The sequence below is a fragment of the Achromobacter ruhlandii genome, from assembly GCF_902859695.1.
Lineage (GTDB): Bacteria > Pseudomonadota > Gammaproteobacteria > Burkholderiales > Burkholderiaceae_B > Achromobacter > Achromobacter ruhlandii.
On record NZ_CADIJL010000013.1, the window covers coordinates 34,701 to 58,106 of the forward strand.

The 23,406-nt window shown below is 68.8% G+C and carries 24 protein-coding genes; 11 read left to right on the top strand and 13 right to left on the bottom strand.

The features are described from left to right. Window positions 1-80 precede the first annotated feature (80 nt). Window positions 81-1,061 (top strand): Bug family tripartite tricarboxylate transporter substrate binding protein, encoded by a 981-nt coding sequence (locus tag HV742_RS17120; RefSeq protein ID WP_175145949.1) that lies wholly within the window; start codon window positions 81-83, stop codon window positions 1,059-1,061. A gap of 90 nt (window positions 1,062-1,151) precedes the next feature. Here the strand turns inward: HV742_RS17120 and HV742_RS17125 are convergent, their stop codons facing one another. The 3 genes from HV742_RS17125 to HV742_RS17135 all read right to left on the bottom strand — a co-directional run bounded on the left by HV742_RS17125 (window position 1,152) and on the right by HV742_RS17135 (window position 3,520). Next, window positions 1,152-1,625, bottom strand: a complete 474-nt coding sequence (locus HV742_RS17125) for a DUF2269 family protein (protein WP_175145950.1) — start codon at window positions 1,623-1,625, stop codon at window positions 1,152-1,154. Further along, the gene (locus HV742_RS17130; protein WP_175145951.1) at window positions 1,622-2,878 is read right to left on the bottom strand and encodes an SDR family oxidoreductase; all 1,257 of its coding nucleotides are present in this window, start codon (window positions 2,876-2,878) and stop codon (window positions 1,622-1,624) included. The genes HV742_RS17125 and HV742_RS17130 overlap by 4 nt, the downstream gene beginning before the upstream one ends. 111 nt (window positions 2,879-2,989) lie before the next feature. Beyond that, complete coding sequence (locus HV742_RS17135) at window positions 2,990-3,520, bottom strand: GbsR/MarR family transcriptional regulator (RefSeq protein WP_049073696.1); 531 nt, start codon at window positions 3,518-3,520, stop codon at window positions 2,990-2,992. A gap of 78 nt (window positions 3,521-3,598) precedes the next feature. On the opposite strand from HV742_RS17135, the gene HV742_RS17140 reads away from it, so the two are divergent. Next, window positions 3,599-4,066, top strand: coding sequence for a DUF6389 family protein (locus tag HV742_RS17140; RefSeq protein WP_175145952.1), 468 nt, complete (start codon window positions 3,599-3,601; stop codon window positions 4,064-4,066). A gap of 126 nt (window positions 4,067-4,192) precedes the next feature. Here HV742_RS17140 and HV742_RS17145 read toward each other — a convergent pair whose 3' ends face one another. The 7 genes from HV742_RS17145 to HV742_RS17175 form a co-directional block, all read right to left on the bottom strand. Next, window positions 4,193-4,819, bottom strand: a complete 627-nt coding sequence (locus HV742_RS17145; RefSeq protein ID WP_049073700.1) for a glutathione S-transferase family protein — start codon at window positions 4,817-4,819, stop codon at window positions 4,193-4,195. A gap of 144 nt (window positions 4,820-4,963) precedes the next feature. Further along, the gene (locus HV742_RS17150) at window positions 4,964-5,935 is read right to left on the bottom strand and encodes a LysR family transcriptional regulator (RefSeq protein ID WP_049073701.1); all 972 of its coding nucleotides are present in this window, start codon (window positions 5,933-5,935) and stop codon (window positions 4,964-4,966) included. Between the two features lie 64 nt (window positions 5,936-5,999). Continuing rightward, window positions 6,000-7,019: a histone deacetylase family protein gene (locus HV742_RS17155; RefSeq protein WP_063580628.1), complete on the bottom strand. Its 1,020-nt coding sequence runs from the start codon at window positions 7,017-7,019 to the stop codon at window positions 6,000-6,002. Then, entirely contained in the window at window positions 7,016-8,341 is a 1,326-nt protein-coding gene (locus HV742_RS17160; protein ID WP_049073705.1) for an MFS transporter, read from the bottom strand. The genes HV742_RS17155 and HV742_RS17160 overlap by 4 nt, the downstream gene beginning before the upstream one ends. Window positions 8,342-8,580: 239 nt before the next feature. Continuing rightward, window positions 8,581-9,546, bottom strand: coding sequence for a hypothetical protein (locus HV742_RS17165; protein WP_175145953.1), 966 nt, complete (start codon window positions 9,544-9,546; stop codon window positions 8,581-8,583). 168 nt (window positions 9,547-9,714) lie between these two features. Then, window positions 9,715-11,424, bottom strand: a complete 1,710-nt coding sequence (mqo, locus tag HV742_RS17170; RefSeq protein ID WP_049073710.1) for a malate dehydrogenase (quinone) — start codon at window positions 11,422-11,424, stop codon at window positions 9,715-9,717. A 397-nt stretch (window positions 11,425-11,821) separates the two neighbouring features. Beyond that, window positions 11,822-12,898: an MBL fold metallo-hydrolase gene (locus tag HV742_RS17175; protein ID WP_175146017.1), complete on the bottom strand. Its 1,077-nt coding sequence runs from the start codon at window positions 12,896-12,898 to the stop codon at window positions 11,822-11,824. Window positions 12,899-13,047: 149 nt separating this feature from the next. On the opposite strand from HV742_RS17175, the gene HV742_RS17180 reads away from it, so the two are divergent. Next, entirely contained in the window at window positions 13,048-13,665 is a 618-nt protein-coding gene (locus HV742_RS17180) for a TetR/AcrR family transcriptional regulator (protein ID WP_175145954.1), read from the top strand. 1 nt (window position 13,666) lies between these two features. Here the strand turns inward: HV742_RS17180 and HV742_RS17185 are convergent, their stop codons facing one another. After that, window positions 13,667-14,290: a LysE family translocator gene (locus HV742_RS17185; RefSeq protein WP_054418144.1), complete on the bottom strand. Its 624-nt coding sequence runs from the start codon at window positions 14,288-14,290 to the stop codon at window positions 13,667-13,669. Window positions 14,291-14,483: 193 nt separating this feature from the next. Between HV742_RS17185 and HV742_RS17190 the strand changes: the two genes are divergently transcribed. The 8 genes from HV742_RS17190 (at window position 14,484) to HV742_RS17225 (ending at window position 21,524) form a co-directional block, all read left to right on the top strand. Further along, entirely contained in the window at window positions 14,484-15,113 is a 630-nt protein-coding gene (locus tag HV742_RS17190) for a glutathione S-transferase family protein (RefSeq protein WP_049073715.1), read from the top strand. A 141-nt stretch (window positions 15,114-15,254) separates the two neighbouring features. Then, window positions 15,255-16,481 (top strand): hypothetical protein, encoded by a 1,227-nt coding sequence (locus HV742_RS17195; protein WP_175145955.1) that lies wholly within the window; start codon window positions 15,255-15,257, stop codon window positions 16,479-16,481. 70 nt (window positions 16,482-16,551) lie between these two features. Continuing rightward, complete coding sequence (locus HV742_RS17200; protein ID WP_175145956.1) at window positions 16,552-16,857, top strand: hypothetical protein; 306 nt, start codon at window positions 16,552-16,554, stop codon at window positions 16,855-16,857. Between the two features lie 225 nt (window positions 16,858-17,082). After that, complete coding sequence (locus HV742_RS17205; protein ID WP_175145957.1) at window positions 17,083-18,225, top strand: hypothetical protein; 1,143 nt, start codon at window positions 17,083-17,085, stop codon at window positions 18,223-18,225. A gap of 115 nt (window positions 18,226-18,340) precedes the next feature. Next, the gene (locus HV742_RS17210) at window positions 18,341-18,766 is read left to right on the top strand and encodes an Hsp20/alpha crystallin family protein (protein ID WP_063583046.1); all 426 of its coding nucleotides are present in this window, start codon (window positions 18,341-18,343) and stop codon (window positions 18,764-18,766) included. A gap of 86 nt (window positions 18,767-18,852) precedes the next feature. Beyond that, window positions 18,853-19,500, top strand: a complete 648-nt coding sequence (locus HV742_RS17215) for a BON domain-containing protein (protein WP_049073724.1) — start codon at window positions 18,853-18,855, stop codon at window positions 19,498-19,500. Window positions 19,501-19,699: 199 nt separating this feature from the next. Further along, the gene (locus HV742_RS17220; protein WP_175145958.1) at window positions 19,700-20,749 is read left to right on the top strand and encodes a CHAD domain-containing protein; all 1,050 of its coding nucleotides are present in this window, start codon (window positions 19,700-19,702) and stop codon (window positions 20,747-20,749) included. Window positions 20,750-20,897: 148 nt separating this feature from the next. Then, a complete protein-coding gene (locus HV742_RS17225; protein ID WP_100508629.1) occupies window positions 20,898-21,524 on the top strand; it encodes a lipid-binding SYLF domain-containing protein in 627 nt (208 codons plus the stop codon). On the opposite strand, the gene HV742_RS17230 is transcribed toward HV742_RS17225, so the two are convergent. Both HV742_RS17230 and HV742_RS17235 read right to left on the bottom strand, forming a co-directional pair. After that, window positions 21,521-22,822, bottom strand: a complete 1,302-nt coding sequence (locus HV742_RS17230; RefSeq protein ID WP_100504680.1) for an NRAMP family divalent metal transporter — start codon at window positions 22,820-22,822, stop codon at window positions 21,521-21,523. The two genes, HV742_RS17225 and HV742_RS17230, sit on opposite strands and share 4 nt — an antisense overlap. Before the next feature lie 32 nt (window positions 22,823-22,854). Further along, window positions 22,855-23,313: a universal stress protein gene (locus HV742_RS17235; RefSeq protein WP_049073734.1), complete on the bottom strand. Its 459-nt coding sequence runs from the start codon at window positions 23,311-23,313 to the stop codon at window positions 22,855-22,857. Window positions 23,314-23,406: the final 93 nt, after the last annotated feature.

Here is a 23,406-nt window from a genome sequence, read left to right on the forward strand (position 1 = left end):
CCATTCCATTTTTCGTTCCACGCGCGTCCGATACATCAAAACCAGCGGCCGCGCGCCCCGCACCCCCAAGGAGACAAACCATGATCCCCCTCAAAATCTCGTTCGGCATCGCCGCCGCCGGTATGGCGCTGGCGGCCGGCCCCGCGCCGGCGCAGGCCGCCGACTGGCCCACCCATGCCATCACCCTGGTGGTGCCTTTCGCCGCCGGCGGCGGCGGCGATACCCTGGCACGGCTGGTGGCCGAGCCGCTGTCGCGCGAACTCGGGCAGTCCATCATCATCGAGAACCGGCCCGGCGCTGGCGGCAACATCGGCACCGCCATCGTGGCGCGCGCCAATCCCGACGGCTACACGCTGTCGTATGGCACCAACGGCACCCAGGCCACCAACCACTGGCTGTACAAGTCGCCGGGCTACGCGCCGGGCGACTTCGAGCCGGTCTCGCGCTTTACCGTGATCGCGGCGGCGCTGGTGGTCAACGCCAGTGACGAGCGCTTCAAGTCGCTGGCGCAGCTGCTGGCCTACGCCAAGTCGCATCCGGGCGAACTGACCTGTGGCTCGGCCGGCAACGGTACCTCGTCGCACCTGGCCTGTGAGCTGCTGAACCAGATGGCGGGGGTCAAGATCATGCACATCCCGTACAAGGGCGGCAGCGCCGCCATGACCGACCTGCTGGGCGGGCGCATCTCGCTGCTGATCGACGTCATGCCGAACGTATCCGGCCAGATCGCTGCGGGCAAGTTGCGCGCGCTGGGCGTGACCACGCCGCAGCGTGTTGCGTCGAATCCGGACATCCCGACCTTGAGCGAGGCCGGCGTCAAAGGCTACGAGTTCTTCGCCTGGGACGGCCTGTACGCGCCCAAGGGCACACCCGTCGCCATCCTCGACAAGCTCAACGCCGCCGTGAATCGGGCGCTGCAACGGCCCGAGGTGAAACAGGCGCTGGAATCGCGCGGCGCGATCCCGTCGCCGACCTCGCGCCAGTCGCTGGCCGAATTCGGCGCCGAGGAATACACGCGGCTCGGCAAGGTCGTGAAGACGGCCGGCGCCGCCATCGACTGAAACCGCCGCGCGGGATCCGCGCCGCCCGGGCGCGGGTCTCGCCACGGCGGGCAGGGCAGGCCAGACCCTTGGGGCGGGAAAGCCGGACGCCTACAGCGCCGGCTTGACCACCATCAGGAAATACACCCCCACCATCGCCAGGAACGCCGGGTACCCCAGCCATTCCCAATAACGCGCGAAGCGCCAGTAGCGCGCCGGCAGCGCCAGGGCGCCGGCCGTGTGGGCGTCGCCGGCCATCTTCGCCATTTCGTACTGCAGCCACACCACTGGCAGCCAGCAGGCGCCGGCCAGCAGGTACAGCCCGATCGACACGGCGATCCACGGCGTGGTCCAGTTCCAGCCGGCGGTGTGCGCCAGCCACAATCCGGTCAGCGGCTGCGCCACCACGGCGGGCGTGGTGAACCACAGGTCGGCCCGCACCACCAGCTTCGAGACCGCCGCGATGGCCGGCACCGAGCCGGTGCGGTTGGCGAAGAACAGGTAGAACGCGGTGCCGAAACCGGTTCCCACCAGCAGGACGGACGACAGGATATGCAGGGTTTTGATCGTGAGATAGGCGTTCATGATTGGGTTTCCTCGCTGAACAGGATGAATAGGAGCGCGACGACGGCGACGTTCTTCAGGAGCGGGCCGAACGGATGCCACAGGAATTCCGGCAAAGCCAACGCGATCACCGCGGAATAGCCCAGCACCAGGGCAAGCTGCGCTGCCCACAGCCGCCGGCCGGGTCGCCAGAGCGTGGCGACGCCGAACACGGCGTCCAGCGCGGCGGCCAGGTACAGCGCCGCCACGGCCACCGGGCCGTGCAGGCCGACCCGAGCCAGCAGCGCCAGGCTGTCGCCGGTCGGGTAGATGAAGGCGCTGCACAGCGCGGTCCACAGCCAGATCAGCGCCAGCGCAGCGCGCAGCAGGGCGGGGCGCCAGGCCGCCAGGGCCTGCTGGCGCAGGGCGGGGGCCTGGTCCGGGGTAATGAAGGCGTCGATGGCAGCCGGCGGACGCCCCAGCACGCGGGTGGTGAGCGCCGCGTCGCCGCTATTGCCGGCGCGCAGCATGCGCCAGGTGTCGCGCGTCAGGATCGAGCCGGGCAGGCGGTCGCACAGTGCCGCGCCCGCGGCGACCAGCGCGCCCGGCACGGCCAGCGTCCAGGCCGGCGCAAAGCCCATGGATGCGCGATAGACCCCCAGCATGCGCTTGAAGGTAACCTCGGCACCGCCCACCAGATCGAGCACCGCCGGCGCATCGACCGTCCCGCCGACCAGGCGGACCACGATCTCGGCCAGCTCATCGACGTGGATCGGCCGCAGCGGCTGGCGTCCGCCGGCGGGCAGGGCGTGCAGCGGCAGCGACGCCAGCGCGCGGAAAAACCGCGCCGACGCGCCCTGGGCGCCATACACCAGCGCCGGCCGCAAAATATGATGCGCCACCGGCAGCGCCTGCAGATGCTCATCGGCCGCGCGCTTGCTGCGGAAATAGGCGGTGGCGCCTTGCTGCGCGCCGAGCGCGGATAGTTGCAACACGCGCCTGACGCCGGCTTGCGCCGCCGCCTCGAACAGGGCCGCCGGGGCAAGGTGATGCAGCCGGTCGAAATCGCCGCGGTCGGCTTCGCGCAGGATGCCGACCGCGTTGATCACGACATGGATGCCGCGCAGACGGTCGACCCAGGCAGCCGGCGTGGTATCGACGCGGTAATCCACGGCGATCTCATCGGGATGCCGCGCCTGCCGCACCCCCTTGAGCACCCGGTGTCCGTCGCGCGCCAGCGCCTGGCACAACGCGCGGCCGATGAAGCCATTGGCACCGCATACCAGGATGTTCATGTGATCCGCCTCCAGCCGCATCGGCCGATTGATTCTTCAATTTCTGTTATTTCTGTATAGACAGAAATAACAGACCAAAAAAAAGGCGGGACACGCGGCCCGCCCACGCCATCACGCCTTGGTGCGGCGCATTGTCTTGCTGATCTTGGCGCCCATGCCGAGCGTCTTCATCAGCGTCTCGGGTTTCATGCGCAGCATTTCATCGGACCAGGTGGTGAGGATTTCCAGGAACGACAGCGTCTCGCGCACGCGCTGCGCGGTGAGCGGGGTTTCGTCGGCCATCTCGGGACTGGCCAGGGTGTCGCGCAGCATCGACAGGGTGGGATCGATCTCGCGCTGGCGGCGGCCCTCGACGATCAGCTTGAACAATTCCCAGATGTCGGTGGAGGTTTCGAAATGGTCGCGGCGGTCGTCCATGACGTGCACCACCTTGGCCAGGCGCCAGGCCTGCAGTTCCTTGAGGCTGTTGCTGACGTTCGAGCGCGCCACGCCCAGCGTCTCGGCGATTTCCTCGGCGGGCACGGGCCGGCCCAGCAGGTAGAGCAGGGCATGGATCTGCGCCACGGTGCGGTTCACGCCCCAGCGCGAGCCCATTTCGCCCCAATGGAGGATGAAGCGTTCGGCGATCGGAGTCAGTTTCATGGGGCCACTGTAGATATTTCTGTTATTTCTGTCAAGACAGAAATAACAGAAATCACCGCGATCCGCTAAGCTCCCGGCATGAACCAACACGACTACCAAACCGCCCTGCGGCGTGAACTCGACGCCCACACTGACGCCGCGCTGCGCGTGCTGGCCGGCCTGTTCCCGCGCCTGCCGGAAAAGGCGCGCGAGATCCAGTTCGGCATCTTCCCCGACCAGGACGGCGAGGGCACGTTCTCCGTGGTCATCGGCCTGGATGGGCCCGACCTGTACGTGCTGAACAAGGCCATCGAGGGGCACCGCCACCTGTTTGACGTGGTGCACGGCGAAACCGGCCTGACGCCGCCGGTGCCGGCGTTCGGGCGCGATCCCGGCTTCTGCGTGCAGGACGTCATCGCCGACACCGCGGCCGACTGGATCGAGGCCTTGTGGGAGCGGGGCGGCCGGGCGGTTTCACCGCTGCCGGCCTGCATCTATGCGGACGAGGACTACGGCACGACCACGCCGCGCAGCCTGTCGGCGGACGCGGCGCCGGCCCCGCGCTGAGCCGGCCCGCGCGCCGCGAGTCTTGTCGGGACGCTTCTTGTTCAGACGCCCTTGTTCGGAAGCGGCTTGTTCGGAAGCGGCTTGTTCGAACTCGGCTTGTTCGAACCCGGCTTGTTCGGGCGCGCCTTATTCGGCCTTGGCCTGCGCCAGGGCGCGCTGCACCGCCGGCCGCGCCGCGACCCGCGCCAGGTAGGCGGTCAGCGCCGGGAAGCGCGCCAAGTCCACGCCGTCGCCCTCCAGCCAGCTGCCGATGGTGTAGAGATAGGCGTCGGCCACGCTGAAGCGGTCGCCCAGCGCCCAGGGACCGGCGATCTGCGATTCCAGGTACGCGGCCACGGCCGTCATGGTTTCCGGCACCTTGGCGCGCATGGCTTCGTGCGCCGCCGGGTCGTCGGCCCAGCGCGCGCCGCGCCGCTTGTGCGCGTGCGCCACATGGGCGGTGGACGCCAGGTAGCTGTTCAGCTCCTGCAGGCGGGCGAACGCAAACGGATCGTCCAGCGGCGCCAGCCCCGCCGCCGGGAAGCGCTGCGCCACGTAGGCAAGCAGGGCCGGCGTTTCGGTCAGCACGCCATGCTCGGTGGCCAGCGCCGGCACCCGCCCCTTGGGATTGACGCGCAGGAATTCCGGGCTTTGCTGCTGCCCCGCGCCGAAATCCAGCTTGACGACGTCGAACTCGGCGCCGGCTTCCTGCAAGGCGATGTGGGTGGCCAGGGCACAGGTGCCCGGCGCGGTGTAGAAGGTCCAACGAGACATGGCGTCCTCTTGAGCGGTGGTGACGGGTGGCAAAGCGCAACGGGTCATTATCGCCATAACCGCCTGCGCCGCCTATGGGGAGCGCCGCGCGCGCATGGCGACACCGCACAGGTCGCGCAGCGCCCGGCCCGCGTCAACGCCCGCTCAGCGGGCGCGGGCCGCCAGCGGCGTGCGCGCCAGGAAGCGCTCGAACGCCTCCAGGTAGGCCGTCTCGGCCGCGCTCAGCTTGCGCTGCCGGTGCCAGGTCAGGAACACGTCGATCTCGGCCACGCTCTCGTTGGGCGGCAGGCGCCGCAATTCGCCGTTGACCACGTCCGGCACGATCAGGTGTTCGGGCAGGAAGCTCAGGCCGATCCCGGCCACCACCATGCGCCGCACCTCCTCGATATGCGGCGAGGTGCCGACGATGCGGCCGGTGAAGCCCTGCTGGTCGCGGAAGATGGTCAGCGGCGACAGCGTGTCGCCGATCTGGTCGCTGGCGAAACAGACGAAGTTCTGGTCCATCAGGTCTTCGATGCCCACCCGCGGTCGTGAAAACAGCGGATGGCGCCGGCCGCAGACCACCGCGTAATGGTGGCGCAGGAACAGCCGGCGCTCCAGCGCCTCGACCGGCTTGCGGCACAGGCACAGGCCCAGCGCCGGCACGCGCTTGGACAGGGCGTCGAGGATGTCGGCGCTGGGCAGCACCTCGATGTGGAATTCGATGCGCGGATGGCGCTGGTGGAAATCGGCCAGGAAATCGTCGTAGGCCGCGCTCTGGATGCGGCTCATGACCAGCAGCCGCAAGGTGCCGGCGACCTCATGCCGGTCCTGCGGGGCGGCGGTCTCGATGCGCGCCATGGCGCCGTACATGTCGCGGGCGATGGCGTAGATCTCCTCGCCCAGCCCCGTCAGGCGGAATTCGCCATTGCGCCGGTGCAGCAGCATGCCCCCGACCGCGTCCTCCAGCCGCTTCAAGGCCTGGCTCACGGCCGGCTGGCTCAGGTGCAGCGCCTGCGCCGCGCGGCCCACGCCGCGCGCCTGCACCACGAACATGAAGGTGCGCAGCAGGTTCCAGTCCATGCGCTCGGGCGCGAGCGACAGGGTGTGGGCGGGGCGGGCAGGGGCAGGGCACATGGCGGCGTGGCGGATTCCGGCAAAAGGACAGGGCCGGTTTCCGTCCGCCACGCCGGTCCCATGTTCAGGTTCCGGCCAGCCCCGCGAAGAAGCGCGCGGCGTTCGACTCCAGGCCCTCGATATAGTAGCCGCCTTCCTGCACGATCAAGGTCGGCAGCTTCAGGCCGGCGACCTCGCGGCCGAGCCGCTCGAAGCCGTCTTCCGTGACCGCCACCATGGCCTGCGGGTCCTTCTCGAAGATGTCGAAGCCCAGCGACAGCACCAGCGCATCGGGCTGGAATTGCTCGATCGCGGCGCGCGCCTGGCGCAGGCGGTCGAAGAACACCGACTCGGGCGAGCCGTGCGGCATCGGCAGATTGAGGTTGTAGCCGTAGCCTTCGCCCGCGCCGCGCTCGTCCTCGAAACCCGCGACCACCGGATAGAAATTCTCCGGGTCGCCGTGGATCGACACGTACAGCACGTCGCTGCGTTCGTAGAAGATGTCCTGGATGCCCTGGCCATGATGCATATCGGTGTCCAGGATGGCGACGCGCCCATAGGTGTCGCGCAGGCGCTGGGCGGCAATGGCGGCGTTGTTCAGATAACAGAAGCCGCCGGCCGCGTCGCGGCGCGCATGGTGGCCGGGCGGGCGGCACAGGGCGTAGGCGTGGCGGTCGCCGGCGGCGATGCGGTCGGCGCCGGCAATGGCGCACTGCGCCGACCAATAGGCCGATTGCCAGGTGTTCGGCCCCACCGGGCAGCTGCCGTCGGCCAGGTAGCGCGCGGCCTGCGCCAGCACGCCGCGCAGCGCGTTGGGCTCGCGCACGAAGACGTTGGAAACCACCTCGTCGCCCCAGTCGTCGGGCAGCTTCTTCCATTCGGCGTGCGCTTCGCGCAAGAAGCGCAGGTACGCGGGCGTGTGCACCGCTTCGAGCGGGGCGCTGCCGTGGTCGGGCGGCGCCTGCACGTCAAAACCCAGGTTGCGCGCCGCCTGCGCCAGCGCGTCCAGGCGCGACGGCACTTCCTGCGGCGTGCGCATCTTGCCGCGCGAGAAATAGGTCTGCGGATGATGCAGTTTCTGATCGTCGTGGAAGTACGCCTTCATGCTTGTTGAGCCTCGGGTTGCAGTTGGACATGGCGCTGGCGGCAGGCGCCCAGCAATAGCACGGATACCAGCGAAAGCAGCGAAATCACCGAGAACAGCACGGCCAGCGGCCACCACTGGCCCTTGAAGTTCTCGGCCAGCACGGTGCCCAGCATCGGCGTCAGGCCGCCGAAGATGGCGCCCGACAGCTGGTAGGCCATGGAAATCCCGGTGTAGCGGATCGCCGTGGGAAAGCTGTCGCTGACGAAGCCGGCGATCACCGCATAGTAGGCCCCCATGAACAGCACCGCCACGCCGATGCCCAGGGTGATCGCGCCCAGCGAACCCAGGTCCACCAGGTTGAACATGGCGTAGGGCGTGAAGACCGACACCAGCGCCATCGTCGCCAGGAAGCGCAGGTTGCCGACGCGGCTGGCGATATAGGCCGCCAGCGGCGTGATGAAGAACTGCATGATCGACACCACCAGCAGGCAGTCCAGGATCACCGCGCGGTTCAGGCCGACGTACTGGGTGGTGTAGGCGATCATGAAGGTGCTGGTGAAGTAGAACCCGGCGATGCCCAGCACATTGGCGCCCACGGCCAGCGCCAGCAGGCGCGGCGCGCCGGTCAGCACCTGCGCCAGCGGCGCCCGGGCCGGCTTGGCGCGCTTGGCCTGGGCCTGTTTTTCCTCCAGGAAGTCGGGCGACTCGTTGACGCTCAGGCGGATCACGAAGCCCACCACCAGCAGCACCGCCGAGAACAGGAACGGCACGCGCCAGCCCCAGCTGAGGAAGGCGGCATCGTCCAGCCCGGTCACCAGCTTGAACATCAGCATCGACAGGATCAGGCCGGCCGGGCTGCCAAGCTGCGCGAACGAGGCGAAGAAAGTGCGCTTGCTCTTGTCGGGCGAGTGTTCGCCCGCCATCAGCACCGCGCCGCCCCATTCGCCGCCCACCGCCACGCCCTGGACGATGCGCAGCAGCACCAGCAGCACCGGCGCCCAGAAGCCGATCGAGGCATAGGTCGGCAGCAGGCCGATCAGCACCGTCACGGTGCCCATCATCAATAGCGTGATGACCAGCGATTTCTTGCGGCCGATGCGGTCGCCGATGTGGCCGAACAGGGCGCCGCCCAGCGGCCGCGCGAAAAAGCCCACGGCAAAGGTGCCGAAGGCCGCCAGCGTGCCGTAAAAGCCCGTGGCGGACGGAAAGAACAGTTTGCCGAACACCAGCGCGGCGGCGGTGGCGTAGATATAAAAGTCGTACCACTCGATCATCGTGCCGATGAATGCGGCGGTGGACGCGCGCACCGGCTGGTGGCCCGTCTTGGTATTTCCCCTCATGATTTTCTCTCTTGCAGGTTGGTTCAGATTGCTGCGCCAACCGTTATACGCGCGCCCCCGGCATAAGAAAAATTCTGAATTCTTATCCGCGAAATTCAGCGTATTTATGAGTGAAAACCCTAATAATGACCGACGATGCACGCAGAACCCCGGGACAGGAATGGCCCGGACTGCCACGGCGGCGGTTCGGCGGGACCGGGCGCGCGTACCCCGGAGAGCGCGGGACGCGCCAGCGCGCCTTAGCGCGCCGGCTGCCAGTCGGTCCGGCAGTTGGCCGCCGGCCGCAGCTCGTTGGCCGCCGCCAGGCGCAGGGACGGCCTGGCGCCCGCCGCATAGACCAGATTGCGCGCGCGCCACACGGCCAGTTCGGCATACGGCACCTGCGCCGACGACGCGCCGCCGGTGCCCCAGAAGTCCATGCTCGGCGCATCCAGGCAGGCATCGCGCGCGGCCACGCTGGCCAGCTCGCGGCCGGTCTCCAGTTCAACCGCGCGAAAGCGCAATGGCGTCGGCCGCTGGCGCAGCTCGGCCGCGATCACCACCGGCGTGCCGTTGGCGGTCTGGCCCAGGCTGGCCGGCTTGACGGTCTGCACCTCCTGGTCGCGCGGCACCAGCAGGAAGGCCACGCCATTGTCGATATCCAGCAGGCGGCCGCGTCCCAGCCGCACGGCCTGGAATGGTTCGTGGCGGATCAGCGTGGTCTCGTACCAGCCGTTTTCGTAGCGCGTCCAGCCGGGCAAGCCGGCGTCCAGGAACACCTGCCCGCCGATGCTGTCGCCGGCGCCTTCCTTCTGCACCGGGATGTCGGTGATGCGCAGATCGCCGCCGCCGACATCCAGGTACAGCAGGTTGCCGTGGCCGGAGGTGCGGGTGACGAAGGCCAGCACCCCGTGGGCGTTGATGGCCTTGGCCGGACCGCAGAAATAGTCGCGCGCGCGGCGCGGGTCGCCCGCCGGCAGGAAACGCTCGCCCAGCTTGACGCCCTTGCCGCAGAGCGGCTGGCGCTGGTAGGCCAGGGTGTATTGGCTGGCGTTGCGCCGCCTGCCTTCCTGGTAGTCCTGGAAGCCGATATCGGTTTCCTCGACCCGCAAGCCCTTGTCGTTATAGATCGTGCGGGCCTGCGACGGACCGGCCATGGCGGCCAGGGACAGCGACAACAGGACGGCCGCGCAGGGCGTGCGCGGGCGGATCAGGGGATGGCGCATTGTGCTTGTCATTATCGGGTTGCCGATGGGGCACCTTAGCACAATGACGCCGGCGATCCGCCGCGACGGCGTAGCGGAAAAACGCGGCCGCGAGGCGGCTTGCGCGGGTGCCCGCGAGCCGCCTCGCGAGCAAAAAAAGCCCTCCGGCGAGGGAGGGCGGGGCGGGCCTTACAGCGCCTGCATTTCCGTGTTGGCATTGCGGCCTGGCGCCGGCGCGCCCGGCTCCCGGGCGGCGGGCGCCACCGGCGCCACGGCCGGCGCGGCGGGCGCGGCTTCCGGCACCGGCACCTCCACGTACGGCAGGTGCAGCACCTGGCTCGTCATGGCGCGGATCTGGTTGGTCAGCGCCGGACTGTCGTTGAGCTTCTGGCCGTACGACGGAATGATCTCCTTCAGCCGCGCCTTCCAACCCGCCTCCATCTGCTGCGGGAAGGCCTTGGCCAGCAGGTTCAGCATGATGGGCGGCGAGGTCGAGGCGCCGGGCGAAGCGCCCAGCAGCGCGGCAATGGTGTTGTCCTTGTCGGTCACCACTTCGGTGCCGAACTGCAGGATCGCGCCTTTCTCCGGATCGCGCTTGATGACCTGCACGCGTTCACCGGCCGTCACCAGGCGCCAGTCTTCGGGCTTGGCCTGCGGGAAGTACTTGAGCAACTGGGCATGACGATCGGCGTCGGTCAGTTGCGCCTGGTCCACCAGGTACTTGACCAGGTCCAGGTTCTCCAGCCCCACGTCCACCATGCTGGCGACGTTGTTGTGGTTGACCGACGAGAACAGGTCGAAGGCCGAGCCCTGCTTGAGGAACTTGGTCGTGGCCAGCGCGAACGGACCGAACAGCACCACCGGCTTGCCGTCCAGCTTGCGCGCGTCCAGGTGCGGCACCGACATCGGCGGCGAATCGGTATCGGCCATGCCGTAGGCCTTGACCTCATGGCGGCCGGCGATGGCCGGCGCGTCGAAGGCCAGGAACTGGCCGCCCACCGGGAAGCCGGCGTAGTTCTTCGATTCGGGAATGCCGGACAGCTGCAGCACCTTGAGCGAGGCGCCGCCCGCGCCGATGAAGACGAAGCGCGACTTCACCGTGCGCTCCTGGTTGGTCTTCAGGTCCTTGACCGTGACGTTCCAGGTCTTGTCGCCGTTCTGGCGCAGCGCAGTGACCTCATGCCGCAGTTGCAGCGTGAAGTTGGGATTGCGTTGCAGGCCCTGGGTCAGCTGGTTGGTGATGACGCCGAAGTTCACGTCGGTGCCCAGCGGCATGTAGGTGGCGGCGACCTTCTGGCTGGCGTCGCGGCCTTCCATCAGCAGCGGCGCCCACTGGCGGATCCGCGCCGGGTCGGTGGAATACTCCATGCCATAGAACAGCGGGCTCTTGACCAGGGCATCGCGGCGCTTGCGCAGGTATTCGATGCGGTCATCGCCCCAGACGAAGCTCATGTGGCCGGTCGGGTTGATGAAGTCCGACGGCTGGCCCAGGCGGCCGACCTTGACCTGATGGGCCCAGAACTGGCGCGAGATCTCGAACTGCTCGGCGATATTGATGGCCCGCTTGATATCGACGGAACCGTCGGGCATCTCGGGGGTGTAGTTCAGCTCGGCGAAACCCGAGTGGCCGGTGCCCGCATTGTTCCAGCCGTTGGAGCTTTCCAGCGCCACGCCGTCCAGGCGTTCGAACAGTTCGACGCGCCAGTCCGGCTGCAATTCCTGCAGGTAGGTGGCGAGCGTCACGCTCATGATGCCGCCGCCGACGAGCACGGCGTCCAGGGGCTTGTCGTTGTCGGCTGCCGGGACCGAACGTTGATGCAGGGGCCAGTACAGGAACAGGGCGGCCGCGACCACCACCGTCACCACCAGGCTGCCCACGATTTTGAGAAACTTTCTCATGGGTATTAGACCTTACGGTTCAAAGGATTATGTTGTTGTCGTTGTAGGCACTACGGGAAAAGGGGCGCAGGCACCTCCGGACGAAAAATACGCAAACGGCTTCCCGGCCATCCAGGGCGCCAGGGCGGGACGGGGCGGTTGCGGGAACATCATGGAATGGGAACCCGACCGGTCCGGCAGGCGGCCGGAGCGACCCATCTGTCGATGGGTGCGCGGTCAGGTCATGCGCGCAGGCCACACCCTAGCCGAAGCTGGCTGATCAAGCCGCAATACCCGGGTCGCGGGCATTGGCTTGGGCGCAATACGCGTTGCGTTGCGATTGTAAACAGATTGCGGTTGCGAGGCCCTCGGGCGTTCCCACCGATACCCGGACGGCCCTGGGGGCCGTCCTGCCGCTTCACCGGGCCCGGCAAGGCGCCAGGCGGCGGCACGCGCCGGACGCCGGCTGGCGCGCGGCAACCGCCCGCCACCAGGGCGATCCCGGATGCGGGGTGTCCAGGTCCAGCCGCTCACCCATTTCGGGCGTGGCCAATGGGACCCCGCGTTCGGCCGCCAGCGCGGCGATGCGCTCGAACGGCTCCTGCCAGGCATGCATGGCAAGGTCGAAGGTGCCGTTGTGGATCGGCAGCAGCCAGCGGCCGCCCAGATCCAGGTGGGCCTGCAAGGTTTCCTCGGGCTGCATGTGCACGAAGGCCCAGCGCTTATCGTAGGCGCCGGTTTCCATCAGCGTCAGGTCGAACGGCCCGAAGGCGTCGCCGATGGCCTTGAACCCGTCGAAATAGCCGCTGTCGCCGCTGAAGAACACGCGCATGCCGGCGTCGTCGATGACCCACGAGGCCCACAGGGTGCGATCGCTGTCGGCCAGGCCGCGACCGGAGAAATGCTGCGCCGGGGTGGCGGTCAGGCGCAGGCCTTCGACCTCGGTGGACTGCCACCAGTCCAGCTGTTCCACCTTGGCCGGATCGATGCCCCACGCGATCAACTGGTCGCCCACGCCCAGCGGCGCGATGAAGCGGCCGGTGCGCGCCGCCAGGCGGGTCACGGCGGCGCGGTCGAGATGGTCATAGTGGTTGTGCGACAGGATCACGCCGGCGATCGGCGGCAGATCGTCGATGGCGATGGGCGGCGCATGAAAGCGCGCCGGTCCGGCCCATTGCACCGGCGAGGCGCGCTCGGAGAACACCGGATCGGTCAGCCAGTAGCGGCCGCGCAATTTCATCAGGATGGTTGAGTGCCCCAGCCGGAACAGGCTGCGGTCGGGCGCGGCTCCCAGTTCGGCGCGGCTCAGCGGCCGCACCGGGATCGGCTGGTCGGGCACGGTGCCGGCCGGCTTGCCGAACAGGAAGGCCCAGGTCAGCTTGAGCCCCTGCCAGAACCCCAGGGACGGGCGGGGACGGGCATTGCGGAAACGGCCGTCGCCATGATGCGTCGGGCGAGCGCCGGGAGCAACCGGCAAAGCGGGGGAGGCGGGCATCGAAGCGGTCACGGCGAGATTCCTGGCGGCAGAAGGGAGGGGGAATGGCCGCGGAGGCCAAAAGTATACTGAGCAGTGTAATTTCGTTTTTCTTGAAAGTACACCGTCGAGTGTAGAATTTTCGCTATCGCTCCAATCAGGAAATCCTCATGGCAGAAGCACCGCAGCGCCTCACCGACAAAAAGCGCGAAGCCATCCTCCGCGCCGCCGTGGAGGAATTCCGCACGGCGGGCTACGAAGCCACCAGCATGGATCGCATCGCCGCCGCGGCCGGCGTGTCCAAACGCACGGTCTACAACCATTTCCCCAGCAAGGAAGAACTGTTCGGGCTGATGCTGGAACAGCTGTGGAACCGCAGCATCGCCAACGCCACGGTCGTCTACCGTGCCGACCAGCCCCTGGCGACGCAACTGCGCCAATTGCTGCTGCGGAAACTGGAACTGCTGGGCGATCCGAACTTCATCGACCTGGCGCGCGTGGCCATGGCCGAGATCATCCACACACCGGAACGGGCACAGGCCATCGTGTGCCGCATGGGCGCGAAGGAGGGCAGCGAAACCGCCTGGATCCGCGCCGCCATCGCTGATGGCCGCCTGACCGCCGGCGACGCGGAATTCGCCGGCCAGCAATTGCAGGGGCTGATCAAAAGCTTCGCCTTCTGGCCGCAGGTCACGCTGGGGCAGCCGCCGCTGGGCGCGGCCGAGCGCGAGCGGGTGGTGGATTCGGCCGTGGCGATGTTCCTGGGATGCTACGGACGCGGCGAATGAATCACGCGCCGCGCCGATAGAACGCCAGCGAGCCGGCCAGCGCCAGGAGCGCGCCCCCACACGCCCGGTCCAGCCAGCGGGCGCCGCGCCGCTTGAACAGGCGGATGGCCCTGGCGCCGGCGCAGGCATAGGCGAACATGACCAGCAGGTCGATGGCGGCGAACACCGCCGCCAGCGCCGCATACTGGGGAAACTGTGGCGCCTGCGTGGAGATGAACTGCGGCAGGAAGGCCGAGAAAAACAGGTATCCCTTCGGGTTCGTCAGCGCAACCAGGAAGCTGCGCAGGAACACCGCCCGGCCGGACGGCGTGCGCGCGGCGGCTTCGTCCGGCAACGTCAGGGCGCCGGACGAGCGGCACAGGCGCAGGCCCAGGTAGGCCAGGTACGCCACGCCGATCCATTTGACGACCGAGAACCAGAATTCGGAAGCGGCCAGCAGCGCCCCCAGCCCCAGCGCCACCGCGCCGATCAGGACGACATCCGACAGCACAGCGCCCGCCATGCCGGGCAGGGACGCGCGCAGGCCCAGCCTGGCGCCGTTGTTGAGCGCCAGCAGCACCGTCGGGCCGGGCGTCGCGATGCCGATGAACGCCACCACGGCGAAAACGAGTAGGGTGTCTGCCATGTTCGAAGGAACTCCCGGGGGGAAGGGAAGAAGGGGACCCGCCCACGCATTCTCCGCGCGCCCGCGCGCCGCAGCAAGCGGCGCCCGTCGCTGCTGGCCGTTTCCCAATGCAACGTCCTTTGACGCCAGGCCGGCCGCGTGGGTATGGTGTTGCGCAAGTCGTGACCCTATCGACACCCCGGAGGAGCAACCCATGCAGATCTATTGGATCCAGGCGCAGGCGCCACGGCGCGTCCTGGCCCTGGTCAAGCACCTGGGCATCGAGGCCGAACTCATCGAAATGGACCTGATGGCGGGCGCGCTGCGGCGGCCCGACTACGCCGCCATCAATCCCAACATGAAGGCGCCGGCCCTGGTGGACGGCGATTACCGGCTGTGGGAATCATCGGCGATCATGGCCTACCTGTGCGTCAAGGCCGGCTCGGACATGTGGCCAACCGATGCGCGGGAACAGATCGAGGTGCTGCGCTGGCTGTCCTGGAACGATTGCCACTGGGCACAGGCGGTGTCGCCGTACTACTTCGAGCACATCGTCAAACCCACCTTCGGCATCGGGCCGCCGGACGAGAGCCAGCTGGCGGGCAAGGGCAAGGATTTCAACCGGTACGCGGCGGTGCTGGACACGCATCTGCAGCGGCGCGATCACGTCGCGTGCGGCCGGCTGACGATCGCCGACTTCCAACTCGCGTCGATGGCGGCGTACTGGCGAACATCCACCATGCCGATGGCGCCGTTCCCGAACATCGTGCAATGGCTCGATGGCCTGGCGCGCCTGCCGGCCTGGGCCGATCCCTGGCCCGACGGACGCGCCGACCCGGCCTGACCTGGCCGGCCGCGGCACGCCTTCGAGGGTATCGTCCTGGCAAGATCCGGGCCTCTGTTATCGTTGCCGGGTCCGGATCCCCACGCCGCATCCCCAAGACCCCGCCGCCCATGCCAGGGCAGTCCGACGAGGCCTGATCGATTGAAAACCACGAACTATCTGTTTGGCATCATCGTGTCGTTCGCGCTGGCGACGCTGCTGGCCTCGCTTGGCCTGCTCGCCGTCTTCAGCGACAACCTCGGCTGGGGCATGGCGGCGCTGCTGTCGTACGGGGTTTTGTACGGCGGGCCGCTGGCGATCGTATTGGCGCTGACCTGGGTTGTGTACCTGGTGCGCGATCGCGGCAAGGTGCCCGGCCGGGTCCACGCGCTGCTGTTCCTGCCCTCGCTGCTGGCGCTGCTGATCGTGCCGGTGGACGACACCCTGCGCCGGGCGGGCGCCGACCGTTTCCGCGATGCCAACCCGGCCATCACTGAAAACCACGTCAACTTCAGCGGCCGCACGCTCTGGCTGGACTATCGCGCCGCATCTTCGAACGATGGCGGCGGCTCGCCCTACATGGAACCCGCTTCGGCGCAAAACGACCGGTTCTCGCGCTTTCGCCGCTATCCCGGCGCGAACCTGGTGGCGGCTGGCACGTTTCCCTACGCCGGCGCGCACCTGAAGCCAGACAGCGAGCGCTATGCGTATTCCACGCAGGATGGCAATGCCGGCGATTCCCTGCCGCTGCGGCGCCTGCCCGCGCCCGATCTGGACAAGCTGCTGCCGGCATTCGCCTACGGCGAGGCGGCGCTGCTGATCTATCAGTACTTCCATTACGCCGACCACGTCGAGGTCGCGCCGACCATCGAGCGCTTTGCCGGCACGACCGAGGAGGCCATGACAGCCGCGCGCCCCCCGGGACTGACGATAGTCAGCCTCGACAACTACACGACGCAGGCAATCGCCCGCCTGGAAATCAATGGCCAGACACTGGACCTGGGCGGCCAGGCGGCGCGCAGCCAGGCCGGCGAACCCTGCGACCCGGGACGGGGCGGGAGCCCGGCCATGCTGGACCTGGAACAGCCGCTGCGCGTGCGCTGGCAGACGCTGGAAGATCCCTCGCGCTGGCACGAGGCGAGGGTGGGGGTGCCCACTTTCAGCGCCGCGAGCCAGGCGGATCCGGACAAGGGGCTGCCACGGGTGCGGCTGTATTTCCTGCCGGATGGCTCAGTGGCCGCGGAGCGGTTCCGGGAATTCCGGCTGCGTGGCGGCGAGCTGGCCGTGCGCGCCACCGGCGTGCCGCCGCAAGCGCGAACGGTCGTCGCCTGCGGCGCCGGCGCCTATGCCGGCTACAACCCGCAGACGGTGCGGCTGCTGGGGAATTGAGTCGAGAACGCTTGCATGAGGAGCGCCATGACCGGAGCGATGACGCCTCCACAAAAACAAAGGGGATCCCTTGTTTCTGTACTACCGGATAAGTTTTATCGTGAGCCTGCTGACGCTCGCGGCTTGGACAATCGCCGCCGCCGTCTACGAACCGCCGCGCCACGGCGACGGCTATGGCCCCGACCCACTCGGGGTACTGCTTTACCTGGCGCTGTGGCCGGTCGGGCTGCTGCTGGCGCATTCCGGCTTGCTCGCCTGGGCGCTCCGCGCAAGACGGCCCGCGTCGATCCTGCAAGGCCGGCAGGGGCTTGCCATCCATCTCGCGCCGGCAGCGGGCTTTCTGGCATGCGCGCTGTGGAAGTTCCATCCGGGCTGAGCGCCGTAGCGCGACCGGCGACCGACACGAGCGCCGGCTAATATACGGACTCACGCCGCACTGGGTATCCAGCCGGAAGCGTGACCGGCGTCCTGACCTGAACACGGAGCCTGACCTATCGACACGTTTTGGCAATGGGCACACAACCTGCGCAGGCTCGCCGTGCGGCGACCGGCGTGGCGGGCATGCGGCCCGGCATTGCGGCCATTCGGGCTGGCAGCCATCTTGGGATTGACAGCCGCGGGAGCCGCCGCGGCCGGTCTTCCGGATCCGCCCCGGCAGTCCCCGCCGCGCGAGGAACTGTCGGCGGAGCACCAGCGCAGGTTTGCCGAGATCGCGCGCCGCTATGTGGCTGCGCAGGATGAAGGCGAGAAAACCCAGGCCGCGCAGGCATTGGCCGAACAACTCTGGACAGCGCCGTTTCTCTCGCAACGCCGTCAAGGCGGCGTCGGCCTGTCCGACGCGTTGCTACAGGCCATGGCCCGGGACATGGCCGGCAATGTCCCGCAGCCGCGCATGAACGCGGTGGCCAGGATTCTCGCCGTGGCCGACGCGCCTGGACGCGCCGCCATGGCAGGCCCCTTGCTCGCGCATTTGCGGCAGGCGCAGGCGGAGCCGGAGCGTGCTTCAACGCGGACGGCGCTATGGACCGCGACTCGAGGCGCGTCCGAGACCATTTTTCAGGCCATCCGCGACACGCGGGATGAAAGAACGCTGGGAGATCTGGCGCAGATCGCCGCAGGCCTGACCTTGCCGGACGACGTGCGCCTGAAACTCGATGCCACCAGCGCGGCATCAACATCGCCCGCTGTCCGCATCCAGATCGCCCAGACGCTGGGGCCAGGGTCTACAGGCTATCGCGATATCGTGCGCGAGCTGATCTTGGCACTGGAAAGGGCTCCCTCCGATGAAGCGCGTGAACGCCTCATCGTCACGCTCGGCGGCTTTCCCAAGCCCGATGACGCCATCGCACAGGCGATGATCGATGCCGTATCGCGCTCCAACACGTCCTCCAGGGTCACGTGGCGCACGCTCGCGCAGAGCGGCCCGGCCGGGCTGCTGTATCTTGCGGGCTCGATCAAAGGGGAGACCGACGCCACACGGCTCGTGGACAAGGCGACGATGATGGCGGCGGTGGCGGGTGAATCTTGGCCGTTGCCGGCTGAAATTGCATCAGCGGTGATCGAGGCGGCGATCGACGCGCGGCTGCGCAGTGACGATCCGTTGCTGCGGTCATCCGTGCAGGCAATGCTGCTTCGGACGGGCCAGGCCGCCGTCGCACCGCTGCGGCAGGCGCTCGACCACGCCGCGCCTGGCCAGGCGCGCGATGACCTGGCGGCCGCGCTCGTCCGGCTGCAGGGACGGTGATCGCCTCGGTCGAAATAGGGGCGCGATTTCTGCTTGATAAAGGTCAACAAGCGCCGGAGATGACGGCTCAAGATGGCGGGACAGGTGTGTCCACACCGCTATTGAAGGAGCCATCATGTCTCGCCTCACCCCCTACAGCGCCGTCTCCGCCGATCCGTTCGCGGACGTCTTCCAAGCTTTCCTGCGGCCGCTGCGGCAGCGCGCCGACGGCGAATCGCCACGCATGGACCTCGACGTCACCGAGGACGGCGACAAGTATGTCCTGAAGGCCGAATTGCCCGGCGTCGACAAGAAGGACATCTCGGTGCAGATCGACGGCGCCACCGTCATGATTTCCGCCAACAAGGAACAGCGCAGCGAAGTCAAGGAAGAAGGCAAGGTCCTGCGCAGGGAGCGCTACTGGGGCCAGATCGAGCGCTCGGTCACCCTGGCAACCCCGATCGATGCGTCCGCCGCCAAGGCGGCCTGCGAAAACGGCGTGCTGGTGCTGACGCTGCCGAAAATGGCGGGCAGCCAGGGCAAGACGCTGCGGATCGAATAGCGCCACGCCCCAGGATGCCAGGGGCGCGACGCGCCCGGGCGATGTACGCGGACCGGGTGTCCCGGTCCCGGGACCAGGAGAACATCATGAGTGACGAACAACTGCGGGAGCGGGTGCTGCAGGCGCTGGCATTCGAGCCCAGCATCGACGACCTGCACATCGGCGTGGCGGTGGAGAACGGCGTGGTGACGCTCAGCGGCCACGTCGGCAGTTATGCGCAGAAACTGGCCGCCGAGCATACAGTGCAGCATGTGAAAGGCGTGCGCGGCATCGCCCAGGAAATCCAGGTGCGCACCGCGGCGGCCAAACAGCTGGCGGACGACCAGATCGCCGCGCGCGCGCTCAGCATCATTGCCTGGGACGCCACCGTGCCCGATGGCAAGGTGCAGGTCACCGTGCAAAAAGGCTGGGTCACGTTGAGCGGCAATGTGGAGTGGTTCTACCAGCGAGACGCCGCCGAACGCGCGGTGCGCAAGCTCTCCGGCGTGATCGGCATTTCGAACACGATCGAAGTCGTTCCCAGCGTGCGCGCCGGCGACATCAAGCGGCGCATCGAAGACGCCTTGCTGCGCAGCGCCCAGCTGGAAGCCAACCGGGTCCAGGTCAGCGTGCAGGACAACAAGGTGACGCTGAACGGCTGCGTCAACAGCTGGAGCGAGCGGGGCGCGGCCGAACGCGCCGCCTGGTCGGCCCCAGGCGTGGTCGAGGTGGCCGACAGGCTGGTGGTGGGCTGATGCGGGTCGGGCGGCGGGGGGCTGATGCCGCCTGCCATTGCCTGGCCGCGCGCAGGGACGGCAGGCATCGCGCTGCCGCCCACGGTCAGCGGATTTCCAGGCGCGCCCTTCGTTGGCGCCTTGCAAGCTTGATCCGCGTCAATAAGCCCCGGGCGGGCGCGAGTACCGTGGGATTGACCCAATCACCAGGAGCGCGGTCATGACGCGATCAACCAAGCGCACCGCCGCCAACGGCGGCGGCGCGCGGGAACCCGCCGGCGCCACGCCTGCGCCTCGGGCCAGGCCCGAGGGCAATGGCGCCGCCGCGCCATCTCCCTTGCGGGACGGGCTGCACGCCGTCGCCGCGATCTGGTTCGGCGAGATCCACGGGCGCGTGCGGCGCTTGAGGGAAGGCGATGCCGCGGTAGGGCAGGCCGCGCCCGACCTCATCCACGACCTGCGGATCTACGTGCGCCGGTTGTGCGCCTTGTCGGACCTGTTGCCGCGTCCGGCCGACCGGCGGCCGTTGCGGCGCGCGCTGCGCCGGGAGGTCGCCTGGGCCATGCAGCCCCTGTCGCGGGCGCGAGATTGGGATGTGTTCATGGCCGACGTCCTGCCGCGGCTGTGCGAGGCCGAGCCGGACATCGACCGCGAGGTCTCGCTGCGGCGGGCGGGCGCGCGCTCGGACGTGGCGCATGCCGAAATGTACGCCAGTCTGCGCAACGAGCGCTTCGACGGCATGGTGCGCCTGCTGCGCGAGCGCAGCGATGAAATGCACGCGGCCCTGGCCGAGCGCAAGCCCAAGGCGCTGTACCGCGCCATGCGCCGTCGGCTCGAGCGCTGGGACGCGGCGCTGCGCGGCCGCCTGGAGGCCGAGGGGCAGGGCGCCCGGCGCGAGCACCAGACCCGCATCGAGATCAAGCGCCTGCGCTACGCCAGCGAAGCGCTGTTGCAACTGTGTCCCTCGCGCCGGCTGGAACGCTATGCCAAGGGCCTGGCCGACCTGCAGGCGGCGCTGGGCGGCACACAGGATTTGCGCACCGCGGCGCGCCTGGCGCCGGATACCTGCGTCAGCCTGGCCACCGGCAAACTGGCGCGCCAAGGCCTGGATGACGCCTGCCGACACCTGCGGCGCCAAGCCCAGGCCGAGGCGCGCAAGGCCGGCAGGCGCTTCCTGCGAGCGCCGTCGTTCTGGGCGGCGCGCAAACAGGGGCGCGTGGCGCGGCGCCTGGCGGAGGGCGCGCCCGCAAGACTGCCCGCGACCGCGTAGCGCGCAGCCCTCAACCCGCCGCATCGCCACGCCGCCCACTGGTTGACACTTGTCAACAGCGGGTCGGCGCGCCCGTGCGTCAATCTAGGTGAATCCTGGCCAGGCGGCGCCGCCGCGTCCGCCATGCCGCCCACCACGGGAGCGCCTCATGAAAAAGCCCATCCTCCTGTTGCTGCTCTTTCTCCTGCTGGCCCTGCTGCTGACCAGCGCCGCGCGGGCCCAGCCGGCCCCGGGCCCGCTGGCGGTGCCGCCCGCGATGCTGGACCGGATCGACCGCGAAGCCGAGGCCACCCTGGCGCGGCTGTACCGGCTCTCGCCCCCCGCGCAGGCCCTGGTGGCGCGCGCCTTCGGCGTGCTGGTGGTGCCCGGCCTGCGCGCCGACGGCGGCATCCTGGGCGTGGCCTACGGGCGCGGCGTCCTGATCGAAGCCAGCGGCGAGCGCACCTATTACAACGTCATCGCCGGCCCGGCCGGCGCCATTCTCGGCCTCGACGGCAAGGCCGTCGTGCTGTTCTTTTCCGCCCACGACGCGTTGCGCGCGTTCCTGGCCGGCCCCGGTTGGATCGAGGGTGAGAACGGCACCATCCAGATCCTGGACGAAAGCGCCATGGCGGGGCCGCGCGCGCCCACGGTCGCGCAGATCGCCGGCTTCATCCTGTCGACGGATCGCCTGTTGCGCGGCCTGTCCCTGTCAGGCAGTCAGTTCATCAAGGTCCCGCTGGTCATGTGCGGGGACGCCGCCACGGCCTGCGCGGGCGATCGGGCGAGCCGCTAGAGCGTGGCCAGCATGGCGGCGACGACACCTCCCATCGCCACCGTGGCGCACCATCCCGCCAGCCACAGGCGCGGCCCGATCACGTGCGCCCCCATCACCGCGCGCCGGGACGCCAACACCATCATCACGGCCATGATGGGCAGGGCCACCACGCCGTTGAGCACCGCGGCCCAGAACAATTCCTCGACCGGGTCGACCGGCGCGAAGCACAGCGCCACGCCGCCCGCCGTCGCGGCGGCGATGACCGCGTAGAACGCGTGTCCCTCGCCCCGCCCCAGCCGGGCATCCAGGGTGGCGGACAGGCCGGCGGCCTCGGCCACGGCATACGCGGCCGATCCCGCCAGCACCGGCACCGCCAGCAGGCCGGTGCCGACGATGCCCAGGCAGAACAGCAGGAAGCAGAGGTCGCCGGCCACGGGCCGCAGCGCCTCGGCCGCCTGCGCCGAGGTTTCGATGCGGACGCCGCCGCCAACATGCAGCGTGGCGGCGGTGGCCAGTATGATGAAAAAGCCGATCAGGTTCGAGAACGTCATGCCGACCAGCGTGTCGGCGCGGATGCGCCGCAGTTGCCGCCGCACTTCGCCGGCCGAGCGCGTCAGCCCGTCCCGACCCGATTCCATCTCGAGCGCGGCCTGCCAGAAGAACAGATAGGGGCTGATGGTGGTGCCAAACACCGCCACGATCATCAGCAGCGCATCACGGCCGAGCGCCAGGCGGGGCAGGGCGAGCTGGCGCGCCAGCTCGCCCCAGTCCAGTTCAATGGTAAAGGCCACCGCGACGTAGGCCAGCAGGGCCAGCGTCAGCCATTTCAGCCAGCGCACATAGGCCTGGTAGCGCATGAACACCTGCAACGCCAGGCACAGCGCGCCGATGCCGACGGCATAGCCGCCGCGCGGGCCGCCCACCGCCAGGTGCAGCGCCTGTGCCATGGCGGCGATGTCCGCCGCCAGGTTGAGCGTGTTGGCCATCACCAGCAGGCCGACCACCAGCCACAAGACCGGCGGCGCGAAGGCGCGCTTGATGTTGGCCGCCAGGCCGCGCCGCGTCACGTAACCGATCCGCGCGCTCACCAGCTGGATCGCCACCATCAGCGGCAGCGTCAGCGGCATCGTCCACAGCATTGCGTAGCCGAACTGGGCGCCGGCCTGGGAATAGGTGGCGATGCCGCTGGGATCGTCATCGGCCGCGCCGGTGATCAGGCCGGCGCCCAACTGCCGCGGACTGTAGGGCGAGGCAGCGGACCGGCGGGGCCGCGCCCGGCGCCGGCCCGCCGCGGGCCGGTGGCTCGGCGCGCGCATGCCGCATCACCCCGCCCGGTGCCGCCCTGGAATCACGCGGATTCCTCTGGCGCGCGCACCAGCAACACCGGCACGGGCGAGGTGCGCAGGACGCCTTCGGCGCTGCTGCCCAGCACCAGCCGGCGCACGCCGCGACGGCCGTGCGTGCCGATCACGATGAGGTCCGCCTTCCACATTTCGGCTTCGGCGATGATGCGCTGCTGCACGGTCTTGTCCAGATTCTCATACAACACGCTGTCGACCGGCACGCCTTGCGCGCGCACGGTGGCGCTGGCCTGCTGCAGAATTTCGGTGCCGTCCTTGCGCAGCAGGTCCAGCAGTTCGCCGGCGGCGTAGCCATAGGCGTCGATGCCCAGCATGAAGGACATTTCGTCGATCACGTGGATCAGGCGCAGGCTGGCGTGCGTCAGCAGGGCCAGGCGGATGGCTTCCTGCAAGCCGCGTTCCGACGTCGGACTGCCGTCGACGGGTACTAGGATGCGTTGATACATGCGAGTTCTCCGAAATGGGGGAAGGGGCTTACCGTGGGTTTACGTTAGGAGCGCGCGACCGCGTCGATGTTGACGGGAGTCAACCGGCGTGGA